Source organism: Blautia sp. HCP3S3_C4, from assembly GCF_052064095.1.
Taxonomy (GTDB): Bacteria; Bacillota; Clostridia; order Lachnospirales; family Lachnospiraceae; genus Blautia_A.
In genome coordinates this window covers 91,079-115,545 of record NZ_JBQHWF010000012.1, presented here as the reverse complement: position 1 = coordinate 115,545, position 24,467 = coordinate 91,079, and the positions used below count along the sequence as shown (strand labels likewise).

Here is a 24,467-nt window from a genome sequence, read left to right as displayed (position 1 = left end):
ATCTGCAATGGAAAGCCGCAGAAAACCGGGATTTTTTATGATTTTATTTCGTTCTTTTTTCTTTAGGTGGAAAAATTACTGGAAGTTCACATTACTGGAAGTTCACATTTCAATAAATATTCTTCATACATGCCAGCCGGAATCCACAAAAATTCGTTTGTAAGTTCAATTATCAAATCTCTTTCTTCATCATTTTCCAACTCTGCTAACCTACTACAAAATCTATCAAAGACTGAATATTCTCCATCTTCCTGTATCTTCCACTTTTTATGTTCAAAAATTGTATATAGTTTTGCAACATATTTATCCGAAAGCACTTTTCTTTCTAACATTTAAGTAGTATCCTTTTCTTTTTTTCTATTGTACCATGCTCAGGTGTATTGGAATTTCTCATTTTGACTTTTCCTCCTAAATATGTGGTTTATAGATTAAGCAATATTACGTTACCAACGAAACATTTATCTATTCCAATACTTAGGAGGTATGTCATATGAATCGAACCAATATTTGTAAAAATATTGTTCAATCTATTAAAGATTATATCATAGCTCAAGTTAAACTGAACCCCCATCAGGTGAAAAAGCATTTTGTACAGTGAAGAAAGCTTTTACTCTTGCAAGTTATTATTTATCTGTTCTTTTCTTCAAAAGTTTCCATAAGCACTTCATATAGTCTGACCCGCGTAATGTCCATCGGTACTACTCAAACCTCTGACTACCTGCATTTCTCTTACCATCCTTCTTTTGGTTGTCAGGCATACTTTCTGTTTACACACTACAGAAGGACATAGCTCCAACTAACACCGCAGATGTATGTAAAATCTCACCATAACTATAAATATATATGTTGTTTTCCATCCAGACCGCGATGTCGACCCTCTGGTAACTTTGGAATTTCGGTGCTCAATAGCTGTCCCTGATATCTTGCTGTCTACACTTAGCCTGTAATGTTACTGCAGCAAGCTCAAGGCTCACTTCAAATGCTGTGGTTAGCAGCTTATTTGATGGGACTTCCGCCCACCGGACTATATATACCCTTAGCCGAACGCACGGTCTGATTCTCCCATCAAGCAGCCCCGAAAGGCTACTCTAATTACATCATTCTAAAGAAAAAATATCCATTGAAGTCTTACTTATTTCTTTTTCTAGTTTTCTTAGATATATACAACATTTTTCATAATCTACGATCTTATTCTGAAATTCATAATTCGAATGAAATATAGCACTAGCAATCGCCTTTGCATTATTGCTATCAGTCAAAATATTATCTGTATTATCATTAAGTTCGTATACACCTACATCTAACATTTTATATACTTTCATCGAATATTCTTGAACTTTTTTTTCTACAAAAATATCTATGTTTTTTCTCTGAACTAATTTCATTACTTGATGATATTTTTTAAAGTTAGAAAATTGAAAAATTTTATCAGTATATGATTTTATCCTTGCACTTGAAAACATGTCATGCCCATTTTTTTGAAATAGTTTAAACGCATCAAGATAGTCATCCAATTCTTCATCTCGATTTTTAAGTGATGAACGCATTTTATCAATTTTCACAAAATAAATATCATCCAACCATATAAAAAAAATCAGTATGTCTTTAGTTTCTTTTGGCAAGTCATCAAACTTTTCCTGATTAAACAACTTAGGATAAGTATTTACATAATCTTTTACAGCGGGATAAACCAGATATTTTATTGCTCCAGAATAATCCATATCAAAAAGGAATTCCAAAATATTGTAATATTTTGCGCTATTTTCTGAATTTAACATGTCATTGATTACTTTTTCCTCTTTATCCTTTATTTCATTACAGATAAAATCAGCAGCAAAATATTCTGCAAATGATTTATGGGCCCATTTATAATTTAATCCTTCTTCTAAAAACAACGGAACTGCATGTAATACATCATCTAAAAACAATTTAGAATTTGTTCCTGATAAATTTGGAAACAGTGAAACAGATTTTTCAATTAATGCTTCTATTTCTTTCCGCTCAAACTCAACAGCCCCTTTTTGTATTGAAAAAAATCCCATTGCAGCCAACACTTTTCTAAAATCTTCTATATCTAATCCAGATTTTTTTTTATGTATAGCTCCGATTCCTTTTACGCAATCATGTTTTTCAAAAAGTGCATCATATACTTGCCTATAAAAAATATGCTTCTTATATGGAATAACACCCTTAAATTGATAAGTCAAATATAATAACGATACCATTAATGGATTTCTTAAAAACTCTCTTAAAATACGATAATTATCATTTTTTTCTATGTCCTGAATCAAGCATTCCGCTATATTTCTCGGATTATCCTTATCATATTTTCTTATTAACGCATATGCTTCTTTATCTGTTAATGGCTTAATATGATATTTCTCAAACTGTGTAAATTCAGCTAAAGAATCATCATCTCTTGATGTTAAAACAAAACTATTCTCCCCTGAAGCAAGAACAAACTTACTAAGATTCTCTGTAACAACTTTTTTCTTCTCGTCACTGATTTCATCATAACCATCAAGAAAGAAAATAAAATCACCTCTTTTTATTAATTCTATAATATCTCCACTTGAAAATCCTTTCTCTACCAGCTTTATCGATTCTGTAATATATTCTTCTACACTTTGTCCCATTTCAAGTCTGCGTAACTCAATTATAATTGGCGTTCCCAATCCATTTTCAATGCAAAACAAATATAGATATTTTACCAATGTTGACTTACCCATACCAGCTGTATCCAATATAAGTATTTTCCTTGGTTTTTCAAAAATATTATTTAACTCTGCATTTATAACTATTTTTTCATTTTTTCTTCCAGTTTTCATCAAAGTTAAAGGTATATATAACTCATCAACAGTTTTACTTTCACTTCTAAATACTATTGTATTCATATACTTTCCGTTTTCATAACTCTTTTTTATATAGTTTGCTAGTAAATCAACCAATACCATATAATTTTTGGGCCTATTAACAATAGATTCAAATTTAGGTTTCAAAAAAGTATCAATAATTATATCTACAAATTTTTCTCCTGCTTTTTTTCCACTCTCAGTTACAATTTCATTCACCGCATCATTTTTCATTTGTATGTCCCCGAATTATATTTTTTTTTATATTCTACTCTTTATCATTCTATTTTTCAATATGTAATACTTTATTATTTATCGTATTTTTGATTGAAAGTAGTGCTATATTCTACTACAATATCTAAACAAACTCCTATACACGGATTCCTGCATAAAAACAATAAGTATGAATACGATCAAATATGGCAAACAGTGCGACACGAAAGCCATGAAATGCTATACTCCGATCGCATCACTTCTTATGAATACTTTTCTTTCATAATAAAAAGATCCTTTGCAAGATGAAAGACTAAAATCTTTGTCCTTACTGGGATCTTTTTAGTAACTACTGAGAATTTCAAAATGTTATATTAATTAACAGGCCTACTTTCTGCTTCAAACTTCAAGTTCATATTTCCGTTTATCATACACACTAATTTCCCTACCAAGTTGAACTTCAATTACCTGCAGCTTGCTATCTGCAATAATGGTATGGCGGCATCCTGCTGACATGGTAACCACAGCACCTGTTTTTACTTTCTGTTCCATTCCGTCCACAATGGTCCTTCCCTCTCCGGAAAGTACTGACCATATTTCATCCCGATTGGAATGACTATGATAATTCATCCTGTGTCCGGGATTCAAAGTGACTTTTATAGTCATTCCCTCTTCATCCACATCCAACACGCGGAAGCTTCCCCAGGATTTCTCCGCAAACATAATCTGTTGGTCAATATGGTCAACGTAAGGTTTTATATAACTGGACTGGTCTTTATCCGATACCAGAATCCCATCCGGGCCGGCTGAAACAACCACATTTTTTAATCCCATACAAAGAACAGGTACTTTCAATTCGTTTACCACATGAACATTTTCACAGTTATCACTTAAAATAGCCTCCCCAACACAGGTATCATGCATTGCCTCTGTCAGGGTATTCCATGTTCCAAGATCTTTCCACTGACCATGATAACGCATTACCTCAATCTGCTTCTCGTGCTCCACCACAGCATAATCAAAACTGATTTTTTCCAGTGTGGCATATTTTTCAAACAGATCCTCATAATCTTTGAAATCAATCAGTTCATGGGCTCTCTGAAGAACGTATCCCAGCCTGAAAGCAAAGACGCCGCCATTCCATAAAGCACCCTGTGCAATATAATTCTGTGCTGTCTTTTCATTCGGTTTTTCTTTAAAAACATCCACCAGGCTGACCTCTTCTGTTGTTTTTGGAATAATATAGCCATATTTTTCACTTGGGTAAGTAGGTTCAATTCCCATAAGCACCAGATTGGCACTGCTCTTTTCAGCCATTTTCCAAAGCTGCTCTAGCGCCTGGAAATAAGAATCCTCCACATACGGATCTACAGGACACACTACGATAGCCTCTGTTTCTTTCAATTTTTTCACATCATGAAGATATGCAGCCGCCAAAGCAATTGCCGGAAAAGTATCTCTCCTGCATGGTTCTACGGAAATCCCCACTTTTTCCCCAAGCTGATTCCGGATCGCCGAAACCTGTGATTTCGATGTGGCAATTGTCACCGTTGCCTCTGGATCTGCTTTTTTTATCTGTCCGTAAACCCGCTGTACCATGGAATGATATTCACCATCTTCATCCTGAAAAATCTGGATAAACTGTTTGGATCTTACATCATTTGACAAAGGCCACAGTCTTTTTCCAGAACCGCCTGATAATAACACAATGTTCATAGTCCACTACTCCCGTTACCGCTCTGCACGCATAGGATTATTCAAAAAATCTTCATAAGCCAGTTTAATGCCATCTTCCAGTTCTGTCTGATATTTCCAGCCCAGAGATACACTTTTTGATACATCTAAAAGTTTTCTTGGTGTTCCGTTTGGCTTTGTTTCGTCCCAACGAATCTCACCCTCGTAACCAACCACCTTCGCAACTAATTCCGTCAGTTCTTTAATTGTCAGTTCCTTACCAGTCCCTGCATTTACCGTCTCATTCCCACTGTAATGATTCATAAGAAATACACAGAGATTTGCCAGATCGTCTACGTATAAAAACTCGCGAAGCGGGCTTCCATCACCCCAACAGGTTACATATGGAAAATTCTGCTCTTTTGCCTCATGAAAACGCCGGATCAAAGCCGGAAGGACATGGCTATGAGTAGGATGGTAATTATCATTGGGACCATAAAGATTGGTCGGCATCACGGAAATATAATCTGTGCCATACTGTCTGTTGAGAAATTCGCAATACTTCAGACCTGAAATCTTCGCCAACGCATAGGCTTCATTTGTTTTTTCCAGTTCTGAAGTCAACAGACAGCTCTCCTTCATAGGCTGCGGTGCCATTCTTGGATAGATACAGGAGGAACCGAGAAATTCCAATTTTTTACAGCTGTTTTTCCATGCTGAATGAATCACATTCATTTCCAGAATCATATTGTCATACATAAAATCTGCCAACGCACTCTGGTTTGCTACAATCCCGCCAACCTTGGCAGCTGCCAGGAAAACATACCCTGGTTTTTCCCGGGCGAAAAATTCCTCTACCTGATCCTGCCTGCAAAGATCAAGTTCTTTATGGGTACGGGTGATAATATTATGATACCCCTGTCTTTCCAATTCCCGGACAATTGCAGAACCAACCATTCCCCTGTGTCCTGCCACATATATTTTTGCGTCTTTTTCCATCATTTTCACATTACCAGCTTTCTCATTCTATTAGGCTCCAATAACACTTTTCACTTTCGCTTCCTGCCTTGCCAATTCACGGTCATGCTCTGCCATAATACGAACCAGTTCCTCATAACTGGTTTTCTGTGGATTCCATCCAAGAACCGTTTTTGCCTTTGTGGGATCTCCCCAGAGATTATCTACATCCGTAGGACGGAACCATTTTGGATTAACATTTACTAGCATTTTTCCCGTAACCTTGTCATAACCTTTTTCTTCCACACCGCTGCCTTCCCAACGGATATTTATTCCATTTGCCTGGAATGCCTTCTCTGTAAAATCCCTTACCGTATGCTGTTCTCCGGTTGCAATCACAAAATCGTCCGGCGTATCCTGCTGCAGGATCATCCACATACACTCCACATAATCTTTTGCATAGCCCCAGTCGCGAAGGGAATCCAGATTTCCCAGTTCCAGATGATCCTGAAGCCCTTCTGCGATCCTGCCTGCTGCCAGAGTAATCTTTCGAGTTACAAAATTCTCTCCTCTGCGCTCTGATTCATGATTAAAAAGGATACCATTTACCGCAAACATTCCATATGCCTCCCGGTATTCCTTAGTAATCCAGAAACCATACTGTTTTGCAACTGCATACGGGCTGTATGGGTGAAACGGGGTTGTCTCTCTTTGCGGAACTTCCTCCACTTTTCCATATAATTCAGAAGTAGATGCCTGGTAAATTTTAGTCTTTTTCGTCAAGCCAAGAATTCTGACAGCTTCCAGAATCCTGAGAACTCCAAGAGCATCCACATCTCCGGAATATTCCGGTACATCAAACGAAACCTGTACATGTGACTGAGCTGCTAGATTGTAAATTTCATCAGGCTGGACAATATTGATTATTCGTATTAAAGAAGAAGAATCAGACAAATCCCCATCATGTAAAGTTACTTTACCTTCTTTTAAAAGATGATCAATTCTTCCTGTATTGGAGAAAGAAGCTCTTCTCACAATTCCATGAACTTCATATTCCTTATCAACAAGCAGTTCTGCAAGAAAAGATCCATCCTGTCCTGTAATTCCTGTAATCAGTGCTCTTTTCATAATCTCCTCCAAATGTTCTTTCATTTATCAGCTTTCCATATCATACCCCCAAATACAAATTCATTTAAGTGTATATCTTGCCATATTCTAGCATTATCTTGACTTCCATGTTATAATCTTAACAACAATACCAGGAAGGACGATCAGGGTCATGGATAATTCACTTTTTCACGGAGATTTAGTAACTTCAAAACGTATCATTTATACCCCATCCAAATTTGCACGCTCACAGCTGATCCATCTGCAGGAAATCGGAGAACTCCAGGCTCAGAAGCCCCACATCAGTCAACGTGAGAATCTGGCTTCCTTTTTGTTCTTTATTGTAACTTCCGGCTCCGGAAGCCTCATTTACAGGAATAAAGAATATCAACTCCAAACAGGTGACTGTATTTTCATTGACTGCCACAAAGCGTACTCACATCTTACTTCCGCAGATGACCTCTGGTCTCTTAAGTGGATCCATTTCTATGGACCAAACATGACTGCAATCTATGAAAAATATGCCTCCCGTGGAGGTCTTCCCTGTTTCCATACTGTCAGGGAACACGCCTATGCCAATATCTATCATGATATTTTTACACTTACTGACTCCAACTCTACCAGCAGGGATATGAAAATATATGAAAAGCTGGTCAGCCTGCTGACTCTCCTTATGGAAGAATCGCATAACCAGACCAGCCCTGTTTCAGATAAAAATAAAAAGCAGAATTTGCAGATGATCAAAGAATACATTGATACCCATTACCAAAATAAGATCACCCTGGATCAGCTCTCATCAAATTTTTTTATTAACAAATTTTATTTAACACGGAGTTTTAAAGATCAGTTTGGCCTTCCCGTCAACAGCTACCTCATCCAGACCCGTGTTACTCACGCCAAGCAGTTACTCCGCTTCTCAGATCTTTCCGTTGAAAAAATCGGCCAGGAATGTGGCATGAACGATGCCAATTATTTTTCCAGAGTTTTTAAGAAAACAGAAGGGATTGCACCTGGAGAATATCGAAAAATGTGGAAAATGTAAGAACTTTTCAAGTAGACGGTCTCTTGTATTTATGTTAGAATATGACTTAAAAAGGAGTGATTACATGGCAGCACTACGAGCTGATAAAAAGAATTACAAAAAAGCTTTCACAACTCACGCAAACTCCTATGATAAATGGAATATAGGCAGCGATTACAGCCGTCGTCTGCTGTTATGCTACTGCGTTGAGTGTGGATTAAAATGTCTGATCATGCAGACAGACCATATAAATACCGTTTCCCAAGCCAGTGACGAAACATTAAGAGTTCTTCATTCCCACGATTTCAGAACCTTACTAAATAAAGTCAAGCAGGCCGGTAACTATAAATTTAAGCAATTTCCCACGGAATACGGTGACAGTGTGGGACCTTCTGATTACCATCAATTATGCCGATATTTAATTGCTCCCGCTAATCAGAAGATTACATATTTAGAAGAATTTGACAACACTCTTATACAGATTAAAGAGTGGTTAAAAGAGGTGGTATAAGGTATGAAATTCTATACATGGAAAGATATTGATCGATACATCTTAATGCATCACAAAGATTGGGAAAATACTTTTAACGATATTGAAGTATATCCCGATGAAATTATCCTGTATCCCAGGGAAAAGACATCAGATTTAGCACATTCTGCATTAGCAGACCTTTTTCCAAAAAACATTCTGCCAGATTGTTCTGCTATAAAACTTGATTGCCCAAATGCTTCGTTATCTGTTTCATACGATTTCGAATCTGACCCAATTTCGCCCAATATAATGCCACTGTTCAAAAAAGCAATCTATGAAGATTCCGTATATCCAAAAAATAATTTAAAAGAGCTTAGCTGTCCGGTAATCGCTTTCCATTCCTACAAAGGCGGTGTGGGACGTACTCTATCCCTGATTGCATTCGCCCAGGCCTGGACAAACATTCAGGACGATCCACAGAAAAATAAACTCTTGATTATAGACTCCGATCTTGAAGCCCCAGGTCTCACATTAATTCAAGGAAACTTAAACGAAACTGCATTTAGCTATCTGGATCTGTTAACTTTAATCCAGGATAACAACAGCATAGGAGAGATTGTATCCACTGCAGAAGCTTTAATGGGAACACTCACTTTGCCTATCGAAACCAGTCAGCAACGGGTGGAGCATTTCTTCCTTCCTACCTATCGCTATGAACAGCAATTATTTGATTTATACGCAAGCCCACAGACCATTACCATAAGCCGAAACAAAGAATATATCCTGGCAGAAGTTCTTTCCAGTTTGGCTGCTCAGTTAGGCGCTTCTGCTGTTCTTGTAGATTTGCGCGCTGGTATAAGTGAATATTCTGCTCCTCTCCTGCTTGATCCGAGAGTGAAAAAGTATTGCGTAACATCAACCTCACTGCAGTCAATTATGGGCACAAAACAGGTGTTAAATTTTATATCCAAGGGACTGGAAGTAAAAGAGGATTCTCTTCTTCCTACCATATTCTTAAGTATGATTCCTGATTCTTTTTCTGCTATGGAAAAAGATCAAATAAAAGAAAGTCTGACAAACTGTTTCCAGACAACTGAGAACACAGAAGAACTTCTTGACAATATGATTATTGAACTCCCATTTGCCAGTGAATTGATACATCTTTCCAATCTGAGACAAATTTTAACGGTTTTGAAAGACAGAGATATGTATTATGCCATAGAAAAATTAGTTTTGCAGTATTATCAGCCTGTAAAAACAGCTGAAATATATTACACAGAAGAACAGCATAAAACCATTTTAAATAAGATTTATAATTTTGCAGATAACCAAATTACCGCCGAGGCAAATGGCGCAGAAGAGTTATTATTAACAGAACCAATAAAGAACCTTTGTTCCCGTTTTAATAACCAAGTTCCTACAGCTGTTGTCCAGGGAGCAAAGGGGTCTGGAAAAACATTTTTATATCGTCAATTAATAGAAAAAGGAAACTGGAATTCATTTTGCAGCGAAATAAGCAATAAACAAATCTTCAACGATAACGGCTTCTTCGTTCCGGTTTTAGCTCCACAGAATATTTTCAAACTCAAACATGTTTTAGCTGAATGTATTAACAGTTTCAATGCAACAGTTTCCTGTTCTGCAGTTTCCAAATCCGTTTACAATGACAATTCTTATGAATTAGATCTTAATGCAAATAGCGAAACTGACTGGATGATTTTTTGGGAACAATTGTTTGTAAACTCAGTTAACAAAAAATTCAGTAACCTTGCACAACTTAATGAAGCATTAAAAAAAGAGCAAAAAACGATCGTCTTTCTAATTGATGGGCTGGAGGAAATATTGAAACTGGTTTCTTCCAATAAGAACCAGCAAAAAGCAATTGAAGTGTTATGCCAGGGTATTCTGAATACAATTGCTGCCAGATATGAAAATATTGGACTTATTATTTTTCTTCGAAGTGACATGGCGCAAAATGCAATCACTGTTAACTATGAACAGTTTAAGCAAGCATTTAATTATGCAGAATTGAAATGGTCTTCTAATGAAGCGTTAAAGCTTGCCGTCTGGTTGGTAAGTCATTCTGTACCAGATTTTTATCAGGAAACTATATCCGTTGAAAACGCATCTCAGGAAATCATAGATCAATATCTTGAAAAACTCTGGGGCTTAAAATTAGGCAAGAAAGAATCCAACGAAGCCTATTCCTCCCGTTGGATATTAGCTGCCCTTTCTGACTTTAATGGCCAGCTACAGGCACGAGATATTATTCGTTTCTTGAAATATGCTTCAGAATATAATGGATATAATGGAAAAAAGCCGCCTTACAATGACAGGATTTTAATGCCTGGCGAAATCCGTAATGCGGTATCGAATTGTTCAAAAGATAAGATTACAGAAATTAAAGCAGAATACGAAAACCTAAAACCAATTTTTGAGAAACTTGAGAATCTTCCATTTGAGAAAAAAACACTTCCTATGAATCTGGAAGAAGATGCACTTACAGCCGCTGAAGAAAAATCCATGATCCAGTCAGGCTATCTCATACGAGATGGAGAAAAACTCTATTTACCAGAAATAATACGTCATGCTCTTGGTTTTCGATATGAACGAGGGGCAAGGCCTCGCGTATTATCTTTACTCCTTAAGCACTAATATATCAGAAGCTGCGCAAGCTTGTTTACTCGCGACAGCTTCTGATTCTTTTTTAAAACAAGATTTCACAATTCCAGACATCTACTCCACTATCCTGGAACAATTCACTGATACGTGCTCTTAGTGTTTCTTTTGTAACACCTTTTTTTAAAATCACCTGAAGGAATCCGCCTCCTCCAGCGCCAGAGATAAACTGACCACAGATCAAGTCCTGGCAGGACATGAAAATTTGATCAATACAGGTATTGGTACTACCCTGATCCAACTGCTTCGACAATTCCCAATGCTGATTCAGAAGTTCTGCAAAGCCATCAATATTTCCACGTTCCAATTCAAATTTCATAAGAGCAGCTATAGGTGCCATCTTTTCAAGCGCCTCTATACTTTCTGGTCTTGCTCCAATGTAACTTCCGACTACATCACGAAGAAGATTACGGGCAAGTCTTCTCTGTCCCGTGTAGATCAATGCAAAACGTTCCTGAAGTTCTTTCTTTGCAGTTTCGCTCATTTTCACATATTCCACATCCATCTGCTGATGAATTCCCGGCATACTTCTGATAAATTTGATGCCTTCCGTAAGACCACCAATCTGATCCTGCCAACCGCCACCAGTGCTCATAATCTGTTCCATGCAGAGTACAATTTCAGATATTTTACTGTTATCCAGTTCTTTGCCCAAAAACTGAAAAATAGCTTTTACACATGCGGCAGATAAAATACTGCTGGTTCCAAGTCCAGAGCCCTTCGGCACACCAACAACCTGCGTAGAAAGATAAATTCCTCCACCAAGCCTTTTTAAAATCCCCTGTAAATCAGCAGTACCACTTTGCGGAATAATTCCGCAAGAAATAAGAGCAGCTTTATGCAATGCAAAAGAATCATAAGGATTGTAACAATCCTGAATTTCAGCAACTGATTCTGCAGTACCACTAACACCAATATCCTGGCTTTCAAACTCAATATGTAAGCTATCAAGCTTTCTGATACAAACCTGAACAGGATAAATGCCTTTTAATTTAATTGCAGCATTTAATACAACTCCACCTTTTTCATTACAATGCGGAGGCGTATCTGTCCAGCCACCACCCCAGTTCACACGAACCGGTAATTCAACCTTAACCTCATCCTGGCTAATATGATAATCCTTGTTATCTGGTAAATGCTGTACTGCATCCTGATAAATCATATCCAGGATTTCCTTAAAACATTTTGTTTCCAGAACATCATAGGTCTGATTTTTTATTACCGCCCGATTTTCTTTCATATATCTTGAAAGGGCATAATAAATTCGGATTTTCAGATCCTCTGGAGCATTTTTCGCATCTTCTATGAGATTTTCATAAATATGATCAGAAATTCCTCTTAAACCAAATATCTTAAGAGCCTCTTTATAATAAGTTCCGCAACTCAGCATATAAACAAACTTATTTGCCAGAATTCGACTTTCCAATTCCCTTTCAAAAAGACAATCATGCTGCACATCAGCCTTATTAAAGCTGCTGCATAAGCTCTCTCTTCTGCACTCTTTCCAACGAACAATTTCCTGCTCTGTTGCAGTGCCCTTTGCCATCTTAACAATAATCTGTGCAAATTCCACTGCCTCTTCCCTGGAACTGCAAACCGGATACAGATCAGCAAACCATAAATAATCTTCTTTCCCATTCCATAAATCAGAAGCAGACAGATTATTATTTTTAACGAATTCTGATAACGTTGTTCCCAGGAATCCAGCATTATCCTGCAATCTTCCTTTTGGATTATCCAAGACTCCATAAACTCGTATCAGGGCGTTTCCATCATTTAAAGTCAGACCATGCCAGACAGTATTCGCAGGAATTTCTACATTTCTCAAATGCAGATTTGACACGATAGATCCGGAATGTACTACACTGTTATCCAAAATATAACTGTTTTCTATATAGCAATCTTTCTCTACAACCGCAGCATGTCCAATATATGCATTATGTGCAGCAAAATCTGAATTTTCTTCTGCCCCCGTGGTCATCACTTTCTTTGACCAGGAAAGGAAAGAATAATCTTCAACATTCTTCGTAACCAACTGCAGCAATTCTTTCGTTGTTCCAAAATGAATAAACTCTGCCGGAGATAAACAGATCAGTTTCATACTATAGCCGCGAACAGCTTCCCAGATTTCTTTTCTACATGCTAACAGCGTATCATTAATAACACCTTCAGCCGCTTCTTTATAATACTTTTCCAAGGTAGAATCTTTTGCTAATGGGTATAAAAAATCTCCATAAAAACTTATTCTTGCCTCTTCTGAAACAAACCGACCAAATTTTTCTTCGTCAATCTTTCCATCCGTAGAGATAAGACTAAACAAGGACTGCAAAAGATCACTGTCAAAAAGAACAGCACCTGTATCAAGGTCTACACAATTTTGATTATTAACAGCACCAACTTCTCTTAAATGCTCCTCCGACTGTTTATGCAAAAACTGCCCTACGTTATCATGTCCATCATTTAAGAAAACCCCATGATTTTTTCCTATTTCTACACGTTCTTTAATGGAAATTGCTGCTGCACCATGAAACATTGCATCAATCTGAAGTGGATTGAAAAGGAGAAGAACATCTCCGGAAAGAACCAACATTCCTTCTTTAATTCGAGATGGTACCCCAGCCATGCCAATCATAAATTCATCGAACAATGTGGAACCTCTTCCATCCGGAAGTTCTCTCGGTACCGGAGAAAAAAGCTTTCCTATTGCAGAATACTGAGGAACACGTTTAGAATCTCCACCTGAATGAATTACAAGGATTCTTTTGTTTTTAAAAATATTTTCTTTCTCGTCTTCACTGGCCTGTGTTGCAATGTAACGCATAACATTAAAGGTTGCGCCACCTGAACCCACTCTTTTCCCCTCAGGATCAGGAAGAACAGCATAATGAGTTGTTGCCGGCAACTGATGATTTTCAAGTCGATATGCAATCTGTTCTCTATATACTGCTGCCTGTTCTTCATTCGAGGCAGTTAAAATGATATAATCCCATTTTATAAAATTGGCTTTGTTTAAACTACGCTCATAGTCTTCCCAAGAATCTAAATAGCTCTGCTGCATAAATAAATTTTTCCGCTGGTTATATGTATATTTCATTTTTCATACACCTTTATCATAATTACTTTTTATACTAATAAGGAATTTAATAACAACATCATTTTTTAATAAAAAAAGAATCAAAAAATAAACAATTGTGCTAAATAATATTTTAAGAATAATATTTAGTATAAAGTCATTACATATCAAATTACATATAGAAGTAGTCAATACAATCCCGAAACATCCAAGTATAATACTTACAATATAATTTTTAGATACTTTAATTTTCAAATACTTTTCGACATAAAAAAATTGATATATGCACATCACCCCTTCTGCTAAAACCGTTGTAAATGCAGCTGCATTTTGCTGAAATTTTCCTATAAATAATAAATTAAACAAAATATTTACCACTGCACTCAATATAGTCCCTTTAAGAACAATTACTTCTTCTTTATTAGGCAATAAAACAACATTCGTATAGTAAGTTGCAACAACAGCAAAAATCAAACTAATACTTAAAATCTGTAAAGACATCACTGCATCCACATATGAGTCACCACCAACTAATTTAATTATAGAATCCGCCGTGGCAAAAACACCTACAACTACCGGCATTAGTAAAAGCATAAATGCTTTAAAAATATCAGTTGCAGTTTTTTCATATTCTTCATTTTTTTTCATTGCGATATAATTAGATAAGCGTGGCAATGAAACCAAAATTACAGCAACAATACAGCTTTTCAATACTGTATATACATTTACAGATATAGAATATAAACCAACATGAAATTCATCCGACAAAAAACCCAATATCGTTTTATCCGAATTCACATAAATCGTAGTTGTAATAGTTGAAGCAAAAATAATCAAAATAGGTCTAATGTGTCGTTTAAAGTTTATTTTTGAAGTCAAATGAACTCTAACATACTTTTTTGCATATATAAAATTAAATAAATTTCCACCAACATTGGCAATAACCGATGTTGCTGCATACAGCATATAATCCTCCCTAGTATGAACCCAAAAAAGCATTAATACCAAAGCAACAATATGTGTAATAATAGACATAATAGTAATATATAAATAATCCTCAACTATAGTATATATCCAGGATACACCGATTAAATTTCCAAATAAAGCTAAACTTTGCACTAAAATCAGACAAGAATATGAATGAAATTTAGGTACAAAAAAGGCCATCACAAATAACAAAATATACGCTATAATAGTCGAAAATAAATTTAACGTAAACATTTGGTCTGCAAAAGCTTGCAATGACTCCTTTTTATCTCTTACCCGCGCGCCCTCTCGTATAGCATATGTAGAAATTCCTAGACCTGCTAATAATATAAAATAACTTACAATTGAATTAGCAAAATCCACTTTCCCAATATTCTCTACTTGTAAGACACGTGCTGCATATGGATATGTTATTAAAGGAAAAATAATAGACAAAATGGTCTTTATCCCATTTAATACTGCATTAATTCCTAATGATTTTTCTCGTCTATTTGACATTTATTGCATCCTTTCCTAAATATAACTCATAGTACTCTTTGACCATTCTTTCTTTGGAATAATATTTACATACTTTCAAATCAATAGCATTATCTAACTTCTTTTTTGACCTATTCATAATGCTTTGTTTTAGTTCAGCATAATTACCTCTTGGGATAATTGATCCTTGCCCATTTTTTACTATTTCCCCTGCTCCACCTGTATTATATGTAACTACAGGCGTCCCACAGCAAACTGCCTCTATATTAACTGTGGGATAATTTTCTTCCATAGTTGGATTAACAAATATATCTGCTTCAGAATATATATTGGCTAATTCCTCTTGATTTTCTGTTCTATCAATACATTTTATATTAACAGAAACCTCTTTTCGCACCGCTGCATTAGTTCCTACTAAAACAATTACATATGCCTCTGGCAATTCCATTGCCAATTTATTAAATACCTTCAAGCCTTTTCTCTCTTCCCAGCCAGAAGCTACCCCTAACACTACTATTTTATTAGTATCTACATTATATTTTCCCTTTAATACTTTTTCTTTTCTTGGATAGAAAACACTAGTATCAATTCCATTATTAATTATTTTTATTGGATATTTTTGCAAAAACGATTCTTTCGTAACATCAGCAAGCCATTTAGAAGGTGTAACAATGGTAAGGTTATTCAGACAAGTAAAAAATCTTTTTTTCTCACTATACATATATTTCGAATTGTCATTTTTACTTGCTGGGTATTCTCGAAAAACTTTACAGTCAAAACAACCATCTTTCCATTTATAACATTTTTCAAGTTCATAATGAGGGCAATGTCCTGTAAAAGCCCAGCAATCATGTAAAGTCCATATCACCTTAATATTATTATCTCTTAAATATCTAAACAAATACTCAAGATTTATATAATTTGCATGCAAATTATGCAAATGCACCACATCTGGTTTATATTTATCAATTTTCTTCAAAAAAATTTTCGTAGGAAGTGCTGAGTAATGCCCTTCTTTTCCTGTTACATATGCCAAATCATTATCCAGATGTTTACTAATTAAACCTCCTATAAATATATGATTTGGTGGTGTTATCGACAATTTTGACAAATCTTTCCTGCTTGCGGTAATACAAGAGTCTCCTCTTTCATTAACATAACTTTGGATAGATTTCATTATGGTCCCTGTACTTCCATTGACACAACTATTAATTTGTAAAATTTTTAGCATTAAACATTGCCTCTCTATATATTGTTCTATTGTAATTTTTTACTATCAAATGCCTAAATAGAGATTATCACAATTCCACTAATGGCTCCACTTTTATTCATGATGATGTTATTGTAGTACGTCCAGTACACTTTGATAAGAAAAAGAAAAAACATAAAAAAACTGGATACATCGTTATTGCTTCAGAACTATAAAATATAAGAAATATAACATCAAGTATAAAGCATCCTAAATTATTAGTCATAAACACTCTTTTTACGCCTCGATGAAACGCGTATACATATAATAATACGAGTGGAATTCCAATTTGAATCATCAATTCTATCAACCCATTCGAAATATTAGTTATTCCAACATGATTTAACGCACCAACAATTTTATTATTATTAAAAAAACCATATCCAAACACCCACTTCGAAAAGGCAACTTTCATCCCTTGCACAGTATCAATATATCTAGTCCCGAATGATCCTCTTCTATATATAATTTTATCAAATACATCTCCATATAATGCTGTAATAATTAAAAAGGAAAGCGTAATAATTATTATAATGATGTTTCTGCGCATATCCTTTAATTTTTTACTCTTAGTTGTATAATAAATAAAAGATAACACTAATGTAAAATATCCTGTTGTTGAAAGCGTTGATAAAATACCACCAACAAGAACTACCAGTTTAACTTTATCTGTAAATGTACTTTTTTTTAAATCAACTATGTTTAAAAAAAACAGTAGAGCAATATTTAAATAAATTGCATGTGCACCAGGTTCCCAAAATATGCCTGCATTTCTATAAAAAAATCCTGCTGTTGATAACCATCCAATAGTATAATAAGGGGTCAAATATACAATGTTATATCCATTTGTATAGTTTATAAAAACCTCACTATACCCAGGCAAAACGCTTGGTGAATAGAACCAACAAACACAAAAACAAATAAGACTCACAATTGCTTCTATAAGCATAAAACTTATAAAATATTTTTTATATTTTTCCAAACTAACATTACTGCACAAAACAAGCAATGCCACCAAAGTAATAAGCAATATAACTGCATTATCACCAATTTTTTGCTCATACGTAATAACTGTATGAATAATCAAAAGCAAGCAAATACTCATGAAAACAATAATATTACTTTTGGTTACTTTTCCATTCAAAAAAAATGTTATACCTGCTAATAACAGTAAAACTAAAAAAGTAGAACCAGAGTTAAAATTTCTAAAATACTGACTTCCCGAACAAATAATAATCCAGCCCACGTATATATATATTACTATTTCATAAATTGTACTTTTTTTCATTAGCAATTTCATATATTCTTACATGATATTTCCAAATAGAATTACCACATATTTCCTTTCTGTCAATTAATCTAATGCTTTACTCGCATATCAATTATTTACAAATTTATTATACACTTTTTTATATTTTTCATAAAAATTGTCTGGTTTAAGTTTTTCTTTATAATTCAAGTATTCAACTTCTTTTTGTCCTGATTTTTTTGTTACTTTGTTAATTAGCTGCGCTAACATTTTACTATTATCTACTTCAAATACATTTCCCAATTTGTTTTCAGTAATAATTTTTCCTAAACTTCCATAATCAGATCCTATTATATTTTTATTTGCCACAACGCCATCTGCCAACGGTCCACTCGCACCATTAAATTCTTTAGTATAGGGTAGTACAATATAATCACACGCAACTAAACAATCAATATACTCATTTTGAGTTAGCCATTTTAACCTTGTAATTATCTTAACTTTTGGATTTGTATTATATAACTCAATTTGTTCTTTCTTTATATCACTTTCTTTTCCCGCAAAGAAAATACACACTTCATTTTTTATATACTTTATAGATTCTAGTAAAACCATTGTTCCTTTATATCTATCTGTCGCTCCTATAATTCCTAATATGGGGATATCAACAGGCAAATCCAGTTTCATTTTACATTCAAGCGGATTACAGTTACTTATTTGCTTATACCAAAATACAGGATATTCAATATGTTCCACATTAACAATGTTATATTCTTTTAAACGTCTTTTAATCTCGCTTGTATGAACAATTGCCATTCTATTTTTTCCATTGAGCATCATTTTGTATGATAACCTTCTTAATTTACCTTCAAAAAAATGATGGTATGTAATAATAACAGGCCATGAATCTAATTTTCTTAATCCCATTCCAAAATATCTCATAATTGTATCACCATCTAAAATGTGGATGATATCTGGATTAATCTTTTTTGCTAAACTTGCAATTCCTTCTATCCATTTTAAATAGTCTCTTAAACTCTTCTTTTGCCAATCAATGGGATGAATTACTTTTCTATATTCACCTTTACAATCAAACTTTTCATCTTCTGGTATAAATGCATATGCCTGCTCAGAACAATTTTCTAATAAGCCACTTAAGTAAGTTTGATGATGACCATCAATACTGGTATCTACAAATAATACTTTCATTTTTCCCTCTCACGTTAACTGTTTGTTCTAGTTAAAAGTTTAAAAATCTTTTCCTTTACATCAGTTACAACACTTCTATAATTGCCGTTTCGAATTTGATAAAATGAAGTTTCAAACATTCTATAAATTTTCACCCATAAATGTCCCCAACCATATATTCGATAACTATTTTTTCTATATTGTGGATAATCTTCAATTGTATTAGGCTCTATCAATTTTGAGCAATCAATTTCGTAACGCTGCATTGTAAATATACGTCTTAATCCTTTCGGAACGCAATTTAAATCACTTGTATAATGTGCTGAGTCAGCTGCAATGCCAATATTATTCACCAAATTTTTTTGAGGAACAATCGTGAACCCCTCGTGTAAATATTGATTAGAAATTAATATGGTCTCAAAATGAGCGACTCCAGAATCTCTATGTTCCTTAAACACATTCAGCATATTTTTCACAAGATGATTTTCATTAATGTATTGATGCATTTTTCTATATTCTGATGCCTTATTAAGAAATAAATATTTAGGATCCCAGTTCCTTACAACTCTGCTCCAAGAAGCCCAGCCCCAAGTAAAAGTCGTTCTAGAAAAAAAATAATCCGTTTCAATTTTCTCAGTTTTTTCCTCAACATTAAACCCTGAAATAAGCATTACTCTTTCATCATTTTCATACCTGTCAAGCATTTTTTTACAAAAAGAAAAAAAGGATACAGAAGGAACAACATCGTCTTCTAACACTATACATTTTTCAACTTGAGAGAACGCCCAAGTATCAGCTATATAGCCAGATGGATCAACGCCTACATTTTTTTCTTGATATAACCTATGTACCTTACATTCCCAGTCAATCCCTTCTGCAATCTCTCTACACTTTCGAATATTTGCTATATCATCTGCATGATTTATCCTTGGACCATCCTGATATAAAAATAATTCACTAGGTCTTGCCTTTCTCACTTGCTCAAAAACCTTTTGAAATTGCTCATATCTAGTAAAAAAAACAAGCAATACCGCTACATCTACTAACGCTTTTTCCATATTTACTCTCCTACATAAACATTTTAAGCCACTCTACATCATATGACATATCCTGATCAGACAAATTTTTCATATATTTATCTCTGATTTCCTGTGATTTAATTAATTTTGAAACACTCTCATAAATACTATCTGCATCTATATCTGCAATTTCTCCATTAACCCCATCAATGAGCTGTTCTCTTGCTCCTGATACATCTGTAGTCACAATTGGTCTATTAAATATTTTCGCTTCCGTTACTGTTGTAACATATCCCTCATGTCGAGAAGTTTGAACATATATATCACAATTTTTAAAATATGGATATGGATTCATCCTAGTTCCCAATATATAGAAACAATCATTAAGATTCCTTTTGGCAATTTCTTTTTCTAAATTTTCTTTTTGCGTTCCATTTCCAAGAACAAACCACTTAAAACTTATGCCTTTTTCTTTCAATTTTTCACAAACTATAAGTGCAATATCATATCCTTTTTGTTCTTCCAGTCTACCTACAGTTAACAATTTAATTTCTGAAGTACATTTATATTCGACAGGATAGAATTCGATTCCTTTCTTTCTAATTTCTTCTACAGGAACGATATTTAGAGCTACTTGCGTTTTAGACTCAAACGTAGGAAAACGCATAATAAATTCATTTTTTAATTTCTGCGCAACAGTGAAAAATTGATCCACACAGTTCAAATATTTCTTCAACTTTACAATGTCATAACAACTAGTTTCAAAATCATTGTGAATCCAAGTATATTTTTTTGTTGCTGAAACTCTTTCAGACAAATACCAAACTAAAAAAGGGGAATGCATATGAAAATTCACCGCAATGTCATATTTTTCATCTAGTTCCGGTACTTTATCCAATTTCACATTCAATTCAGCAAACTGATTCTTATTAATAACATGCTTTGCTACAAATCTTACAGCATTAACATATTTATGTTGATCAATACATTCTCTGACTGATATCTTTGTTCCTCCAACTGGAATACTCCTTCTAATTGATGAATTCATTGGAATTTCTTTAAGCAATACATTTTGGGGGATTTTCTTTATAAAATCCCCCTTTTTTACAATCACATATATGGTAACATCATTTCCCATATCTACTAATCTTTCAGATAATGCTATTAAAGCATTTTCGACGCCCCCACAAAGCATCCACTGAACAAAAAATGCAATTTTCTTCATTTCACAAATAACCTCAAATTTATTTTTTTTATTATCATATCGAGAACAATTGATAATGGCAGTAATAAAATTATCGTCCACATTACAATTAGGATACTCAATCTAGGCCAATAGGATATTCGCTGCAAAAAACTCACATTTGGTAATTGGAATATTGCATGCAGCAGCCATAAATATGTACTGTATCTTCCCACAATAAGAAATGTATTTTTTATCTTTCGCAGTTTTCGTTCATTAATGTAATGAAACATATTAACCAGAAAATAAACTAAAATAGGTACAATAAAACTTGTTAAAGATAATCCCTTAATTTCATCTCCAAATATAATTCTAAGCAGCCCTAAAATTGTGAGTAGTATGAAATTTATAAGATATTGCATCTTCGGAAATTTTCTTTTCCCTCTATCATATATTGAATACTTAGCTATAATATATCCCCACATAAATGATGGAACATAATGTAAAAATATACTTTCTTTAATATAAATATTCAGCAGCACTAAGCTAAAACATATAGCTGCAACTTCAAAATATACATTTTCAATTTGCTTTGCAACTCTACTATAAATCCCCCAAAAAATAATAACCTCTACATAGAATTTCACATACCAAGATGGATGGATCATTGATGTTTCTATGAGAAACATATTTTTCAAAACCTCTTTAACATCACATATTCCATTCACAAAACTAAGCGGTACATATATAAATATCAGAATTATCCAATATGTCATCATTATACCAGCTATTTTTTTTATAATTTCAGAAAACGAAATCTTTTCATATTTTTTTGTTAATCCATATCCAGACAAAAAAGCAAAAAATGATACACAAATTTTACAAAGCAAACCTATACTCTGCTGTACTGAATGTCCCCCAATAATTACATTCCAATACATTTGTTCATCAAAAATTCTCTCTGGAAAAGCAAAAAAATGATGATAGATCATCATAAAAATCGCCATGCATTTTAATAGCAATGTATCGTCTTTCGTTATCATATTGTCTTTTAAACAATACATATATTTAACCTTTAAATTTTCCTTTTCATTTTATTGTATATAGAGTTAAGAGTTTTATAATTAATTTCTTCTGTATATCTGCTTTCAAATATGTCAAATGTACTTTTACTTAGTCCTTCAAAGTTTTCTACAATCTTAACAAGCTCAGTCACAGATTCGTTTTGAAATTTATATCCACATTTTCCTTCTTCCACAATACTGCCCGCATTTCCAATATCTGTACATATGACAGGAGTTCCAACGGAAAAAGCCTCCACAATACTCATAGGGAACCCCTCATACCAGCGTGTCGGCAAAATAAGCGCTTTACTATTTGCAATAATTTCACGTACCTCCGTATTCGGGACAAAACCTTTCATCTCTACATCAAGGTTATTTGTTTCAACAAACTCCTTACACCATGCTTCCATAGGTCCAATTCCGCATATAAGCAATTTAGAGGAACTTCTAATTTTACTAATTTCTTTCCATGCCTTGAGTAAAATATCTACACCTTTAAGTTCATCTAATCTTCCTGCAAAAACAAATTGATCTCGTCTTTTTTCTTGTGGTACAAATTGAGTTGCTCTATTCATGAAATTAGGTTTAACAAATACATTTTGTGAGTTTATCATTTTTAATTGTAATAACTTTTCTTTATTAAAATCAGTTAAACAAATATAATTGATTTTCCCATATATTTTTGTCATTCTATGCAACTTCATACCAATTACACATACTAACGTTTGCAGTCGACTTTTTCGATAACAGCCATGTTTCACAGAGCTTTTTAATCCATATTTCAAACAATCTTCACATATATTTCCATTTCTGTAAAATGTTGCACTCGGACACAGCAATCTAAAATTATGAATAGTCTGCACTACCGGCACTCCACATATGCAAGCAGCATAATAAACAGCCGGCGAAATTAAACTTAACGTATTATGCACATGTACTACATCAATCTTTTCTTCTATAATTATTTTTTTTACATCTGCATATGCTTTTATATTAAAAATACTCGCGAACGGTAATAATATTTTTTGTATTATAGACATTTCTTTTATTTCAGAATTACTGCGCGTATACAGAACGACCTCATGTCCATGTTTTTCTAGCATTTCTTTTTCATTTGCAACTACAACATCTTCCCCTCCTGGGATTTGATAATAATTATGAATAATTAGTATTTTTTTCTTCTTATCCACATTTCACCTTCCTAATATCATTGTATTCCATATAAATTTCATATTTGTTTTTAAATAACGAAAAAATAATCTTCTGGGATCCTGTATTAATCTATAAAGCCATTCAAGATTATTATTTTGCATCCATTTAGGCGCGCGTTTTATATTTCCAGCAAAATAATCAAAGCCTGCACCTACCCCAACCATAAATCCTCTAACTTTACCCTGATTTTCAGCCATCCAATATTCTTGTTTAGGCGCACCTAGACCAATCCACACAAAATCAGGTTTCAAAATATTAATACGATCAACAATTTCTATATTCTCATCTATATTCAATGGGCGAAATGGCGGAGAATACATTCCTACAATATTAATTCCAGGATATTTTTTTTCTAAATTCATCTTAAGTTTGTTCAATGTATCATCTGTTGAACCATAAAAATAATGTTTATATCCTTTTTGAACAGATATTTTAAAAATTTCTTCCATATAAGAAGGACCAGTCGTTCGCTCCATTTCCTCACATCCACGCTTTTTACCAATTGAAGACAACGGACCTCCATCAGGTATTGCCATAATTCCACCATTCTGAATACTACAATACTCTGAGTTTTCATATGAAACTACCGTAGTATGTACATTAGAAACACACATATAATCTCCAACTAATTGTTGCAAATTTTTGTCAGTAAACTTCACTAACCAATCCATGTTAATTGCAGCAATATTAACTCCCATAATATTGCATGTCGGTATTTTACTTTTATCTACTTTATGCTGAAAACTCATCTTTTTCCCCATTCACATTGCATTTTAACCATTGATTTTATA

18 protein-coding genes are annotated in these 24,467 nt (G+C 34.0%); 3 read left to right on the top strand and 15 right to left on the bottom strand.

Annotated elements, in window-relative coordinates:
• Positions 1-86: 86 nt before the first annotated feature.
• From ACTNC6_RS11835 to gmd, 5 genes are all read right to left on the bottom strand, one after another.
• On the bottom strand, positions 87-332 hold the full coding sequence (locus tag ACTNC6_RS11835) for a hypothetical protein (protein ID WP_441044194.1): 246 nt from the start codon (positions 330-332) through the stop codon (positions 87-89).
• Between the two features lie 765 nt (positions 333-1,097).
• Positions 1,098-3,086 carry an NACHT domain-containing protein gene (locus tag ACTNC6_RS11830; RefSeq protein WP_441044193.1) on the bottom strand — a complete coding sequence of 663 codons (1,989 nt, stop codon included), beginning with the start codon at positions 3,084-3,086 and terminating at the stop codon, positions 1,098-1,100.
• A 378-nt stretch (positions 3,087-3,464) separates the two neighbouring features.
• The gene (locus ACTNC6_RS11825) at positions 3,465-4,781 is read right to left on the bottom strand and encodes a sugar phosphate nucleotidyltransferase (protein WP_441044192.1); all 1,317 of its coding nucleotides are present in this window, start codon (positions 4,779-4,781) and stop codon (positions 3,465-3,467) included.
• A gap of 15 nt (positions 4,782-4,796) precedes the next feature.
• Positions 4,797-5,738, bottom strand: coding sequence for a GDP-L-fucose synthase family protein (locus ACTNC6_RS11820; RefSeq protein WP_441044199.1), 942 nt, complete (start codon positions 5,736-5,738; stop codon positions 4,797-4,799).
• A 30-nt stretch (positions 5,739-5,768) separates the two neighbouring features.
• On the bottom strand, positions 5,769-6,827 hold the full coding sequence (gmd, locus tag ACTNC6_RS11815) for a GDP-mannose 4,6-dehydratase (RefSeq protein WP_441044198.1): 1,059 nt from the start codon (positions 6,825-6,827) through the stop codon (positions 5,769-5,771).
• A 148-nt stretch (positions 6,828-6,975) separates the two neighbouring features.
• Between gmd and ACTNC6_RS11810 the strand changes: the two genes are divergently transcribed.
• The 3 genes from ACTNC6_RS11810 to ACTNC6_RS11800 all read left to right on the top strand — a co-directional run bounded on the left by ACTNC6_RS11810 (position 6,976) and on the right by ACTNC6_RS11800 (position 10,951).
• Positions 6,976-7,845 (top strand): AraC family transcriptional regulator, encoded by an 870-nt coding sequence (locus ACTNC6_RS11810; RefSeq protein ID WP_441044191.1) that lies wholly within the window; start codon positions 6,976-6,978, stop codon positions 7,843-7,845.
• 64 nt (positions 7,846-7,909) lie between these two features.
• Positions 7,910-8,335 (top strand): hypothetical protein, encoded by a 426-nt coding sequence (locus ACTNC6_RS11805; RefSeq protein ID WP_441044190.1) that lies wholly within the window; start codon positions 7,910-7,912, stop codon positions 8,333-8,335.
• Between the two features lie 3 nt (positions 8,336-8,338).
• Positions 8,339-10,951 carry a KGGVGR-motif variant AAA ATPase gene (locus tag ACTNC6_RS11800; RefSeq protein WP_441044189.1) on the top strand — a complete coding sequence of 871 codons (2,613 nt, stop codon included), beginning with the start codon at positions 8,339-8,341 and terminating at the stop codon, positions 10,949-10,951.
• Positions 10,952-11,003: 52 nt separating this feature from the next.
• On the opposite strand, the gene ACTNC6_RS11795 is transcribed toward ACTNC6_RS11800, so the two are convergent.
• From ACTNC6_RS11795 to ACTNC6_RS11750, 10 genes are all read right to left on the bottom strand, one after another.
• On the bottom strand, positions 11,004-14,069 hold the full coding sequence (locus ACTNC6_RS11795; RefSeq protein WP_441044188.1) for a fucose pyrophosphorylase domain-containing protein: 3,066 nt from the start codon (positions 14,067-14,069) through the stop codon (positions 11,004-11,006).
• Between the two features lie 3 nt (positions 14,070-14,072).
• Positions 14,073-15,533, bottom strand: a complete 1,461-nt coding sequence (locus tag ACTNC6_RS11790) for a flippase (protein WP_441044187.1) — start codon at positions 15,531-15,533, stop codon at positions 14,073-14,075.
• Complete coding sequence (locus tag ACTNC6_RS11785) at positions 15,523-16,743, bottom strand: glycosyltransferase (protein WP_441044186.1); 1,221 nt, start codon at positions 16,741-16,743, stop codon at positions 15,523-15,525. The genes ACTNC6_RS11790 and ACTNC6_RS11785 overlap by 11 nt, the downstream gene beginning before the upstream one ends.
• 97 nt (positions 16,744-16,840) lie before the next feature.
• Positions 16,841-18,049, bottom strand: a complete 1,209-nt coding sequence (locus tag ACTNC6_RS11780) for a hypothetical protein (protein ID WP_441044185.1) — start codon at positions 18,047-18,049, stop codon at positions 16,841-16,843.
• Between the two features lie 90 nt (positions 18,050-18,139).
• Positions 18,140-19,219 carry a glycosyltransferase gene (locus ACTNC6_RS11775; RefSeq protein ID WP_441044184.1) on the bottom strand — a complete coding sequence of 360 codons (1,080 nt, stop codon included), beginning with the start codon at positions 19,217-19,219 and terminating at the stop codon, positions 18,140-18,142.
• Positions 19,220-19,233: 14 nt separating this feature from the next.
• The gene (locus ACTNC6_RS11770) at positions 19,234-20,256 is read right to left on the bottom strand and encodes a hypothetical protein (RefSeq protein WP_441044183.1); all 1,023 of its coding nucleotides are present in this window, start codon (positions 20,254-20,256) and stop codon (positions 19,234-19,236) included.
• Between the two features lie 10 nt (positions 20,257-20,266).
• Positions 20,267-21,442, bottom strand: a complete 1,176-nt coding sequence (locus ACTNC6_RS11765) for a glycosyltransferase (RefSeq protein WP_441044182.1) — start codon at positions 21,440-21,442, stop codon at positions 20,267-20,269.
• Positions 21,439-22,407 (bottom strand): acyltransferase family protein, encoded by a 969-nt coding sequence (locus ACTNC6_RS11760; RefSeq protein WP_441044197.1) that lies wholly within the window; start codon positions 22,405-22,407, stop codon positions 21,439-21,441. The genes ACTNC6_RS11765 and ACTNC6_RS11760 overlap by 4 nt, the downstream gene beginning before the upstream one ends.
• A gap of 68 nt (positions 22,408-22,475) precedes the next feature.
• Positions 22,476-23,654, bottom strand: coding sequence for a glycosyltransferase family 4 protein (locus ACTNC6_RS11755; RefSeq protein ID WP_441044181.1), 1,179 nt, complete (start codon positions 23,652-23,654; stop codon positions 22,476-22,478).
• Positions 23,655-23,657: 3 nt separating this feature from the next.
• Positions 23,658-24,425 (bottom strand): WecB/TagA/CpsF family glycosyltransferase, encoded by a 768-nt coding sequence (locus ACTNC6_RS11750; protein WP_441044180.1) that lies wholly within the window; start codon positions 24,423-24,425, stop codon positions 23,658-23,660.
• Between the last annotated feature and the right edge of the window lie 42 nt (positions 24,426-24,467).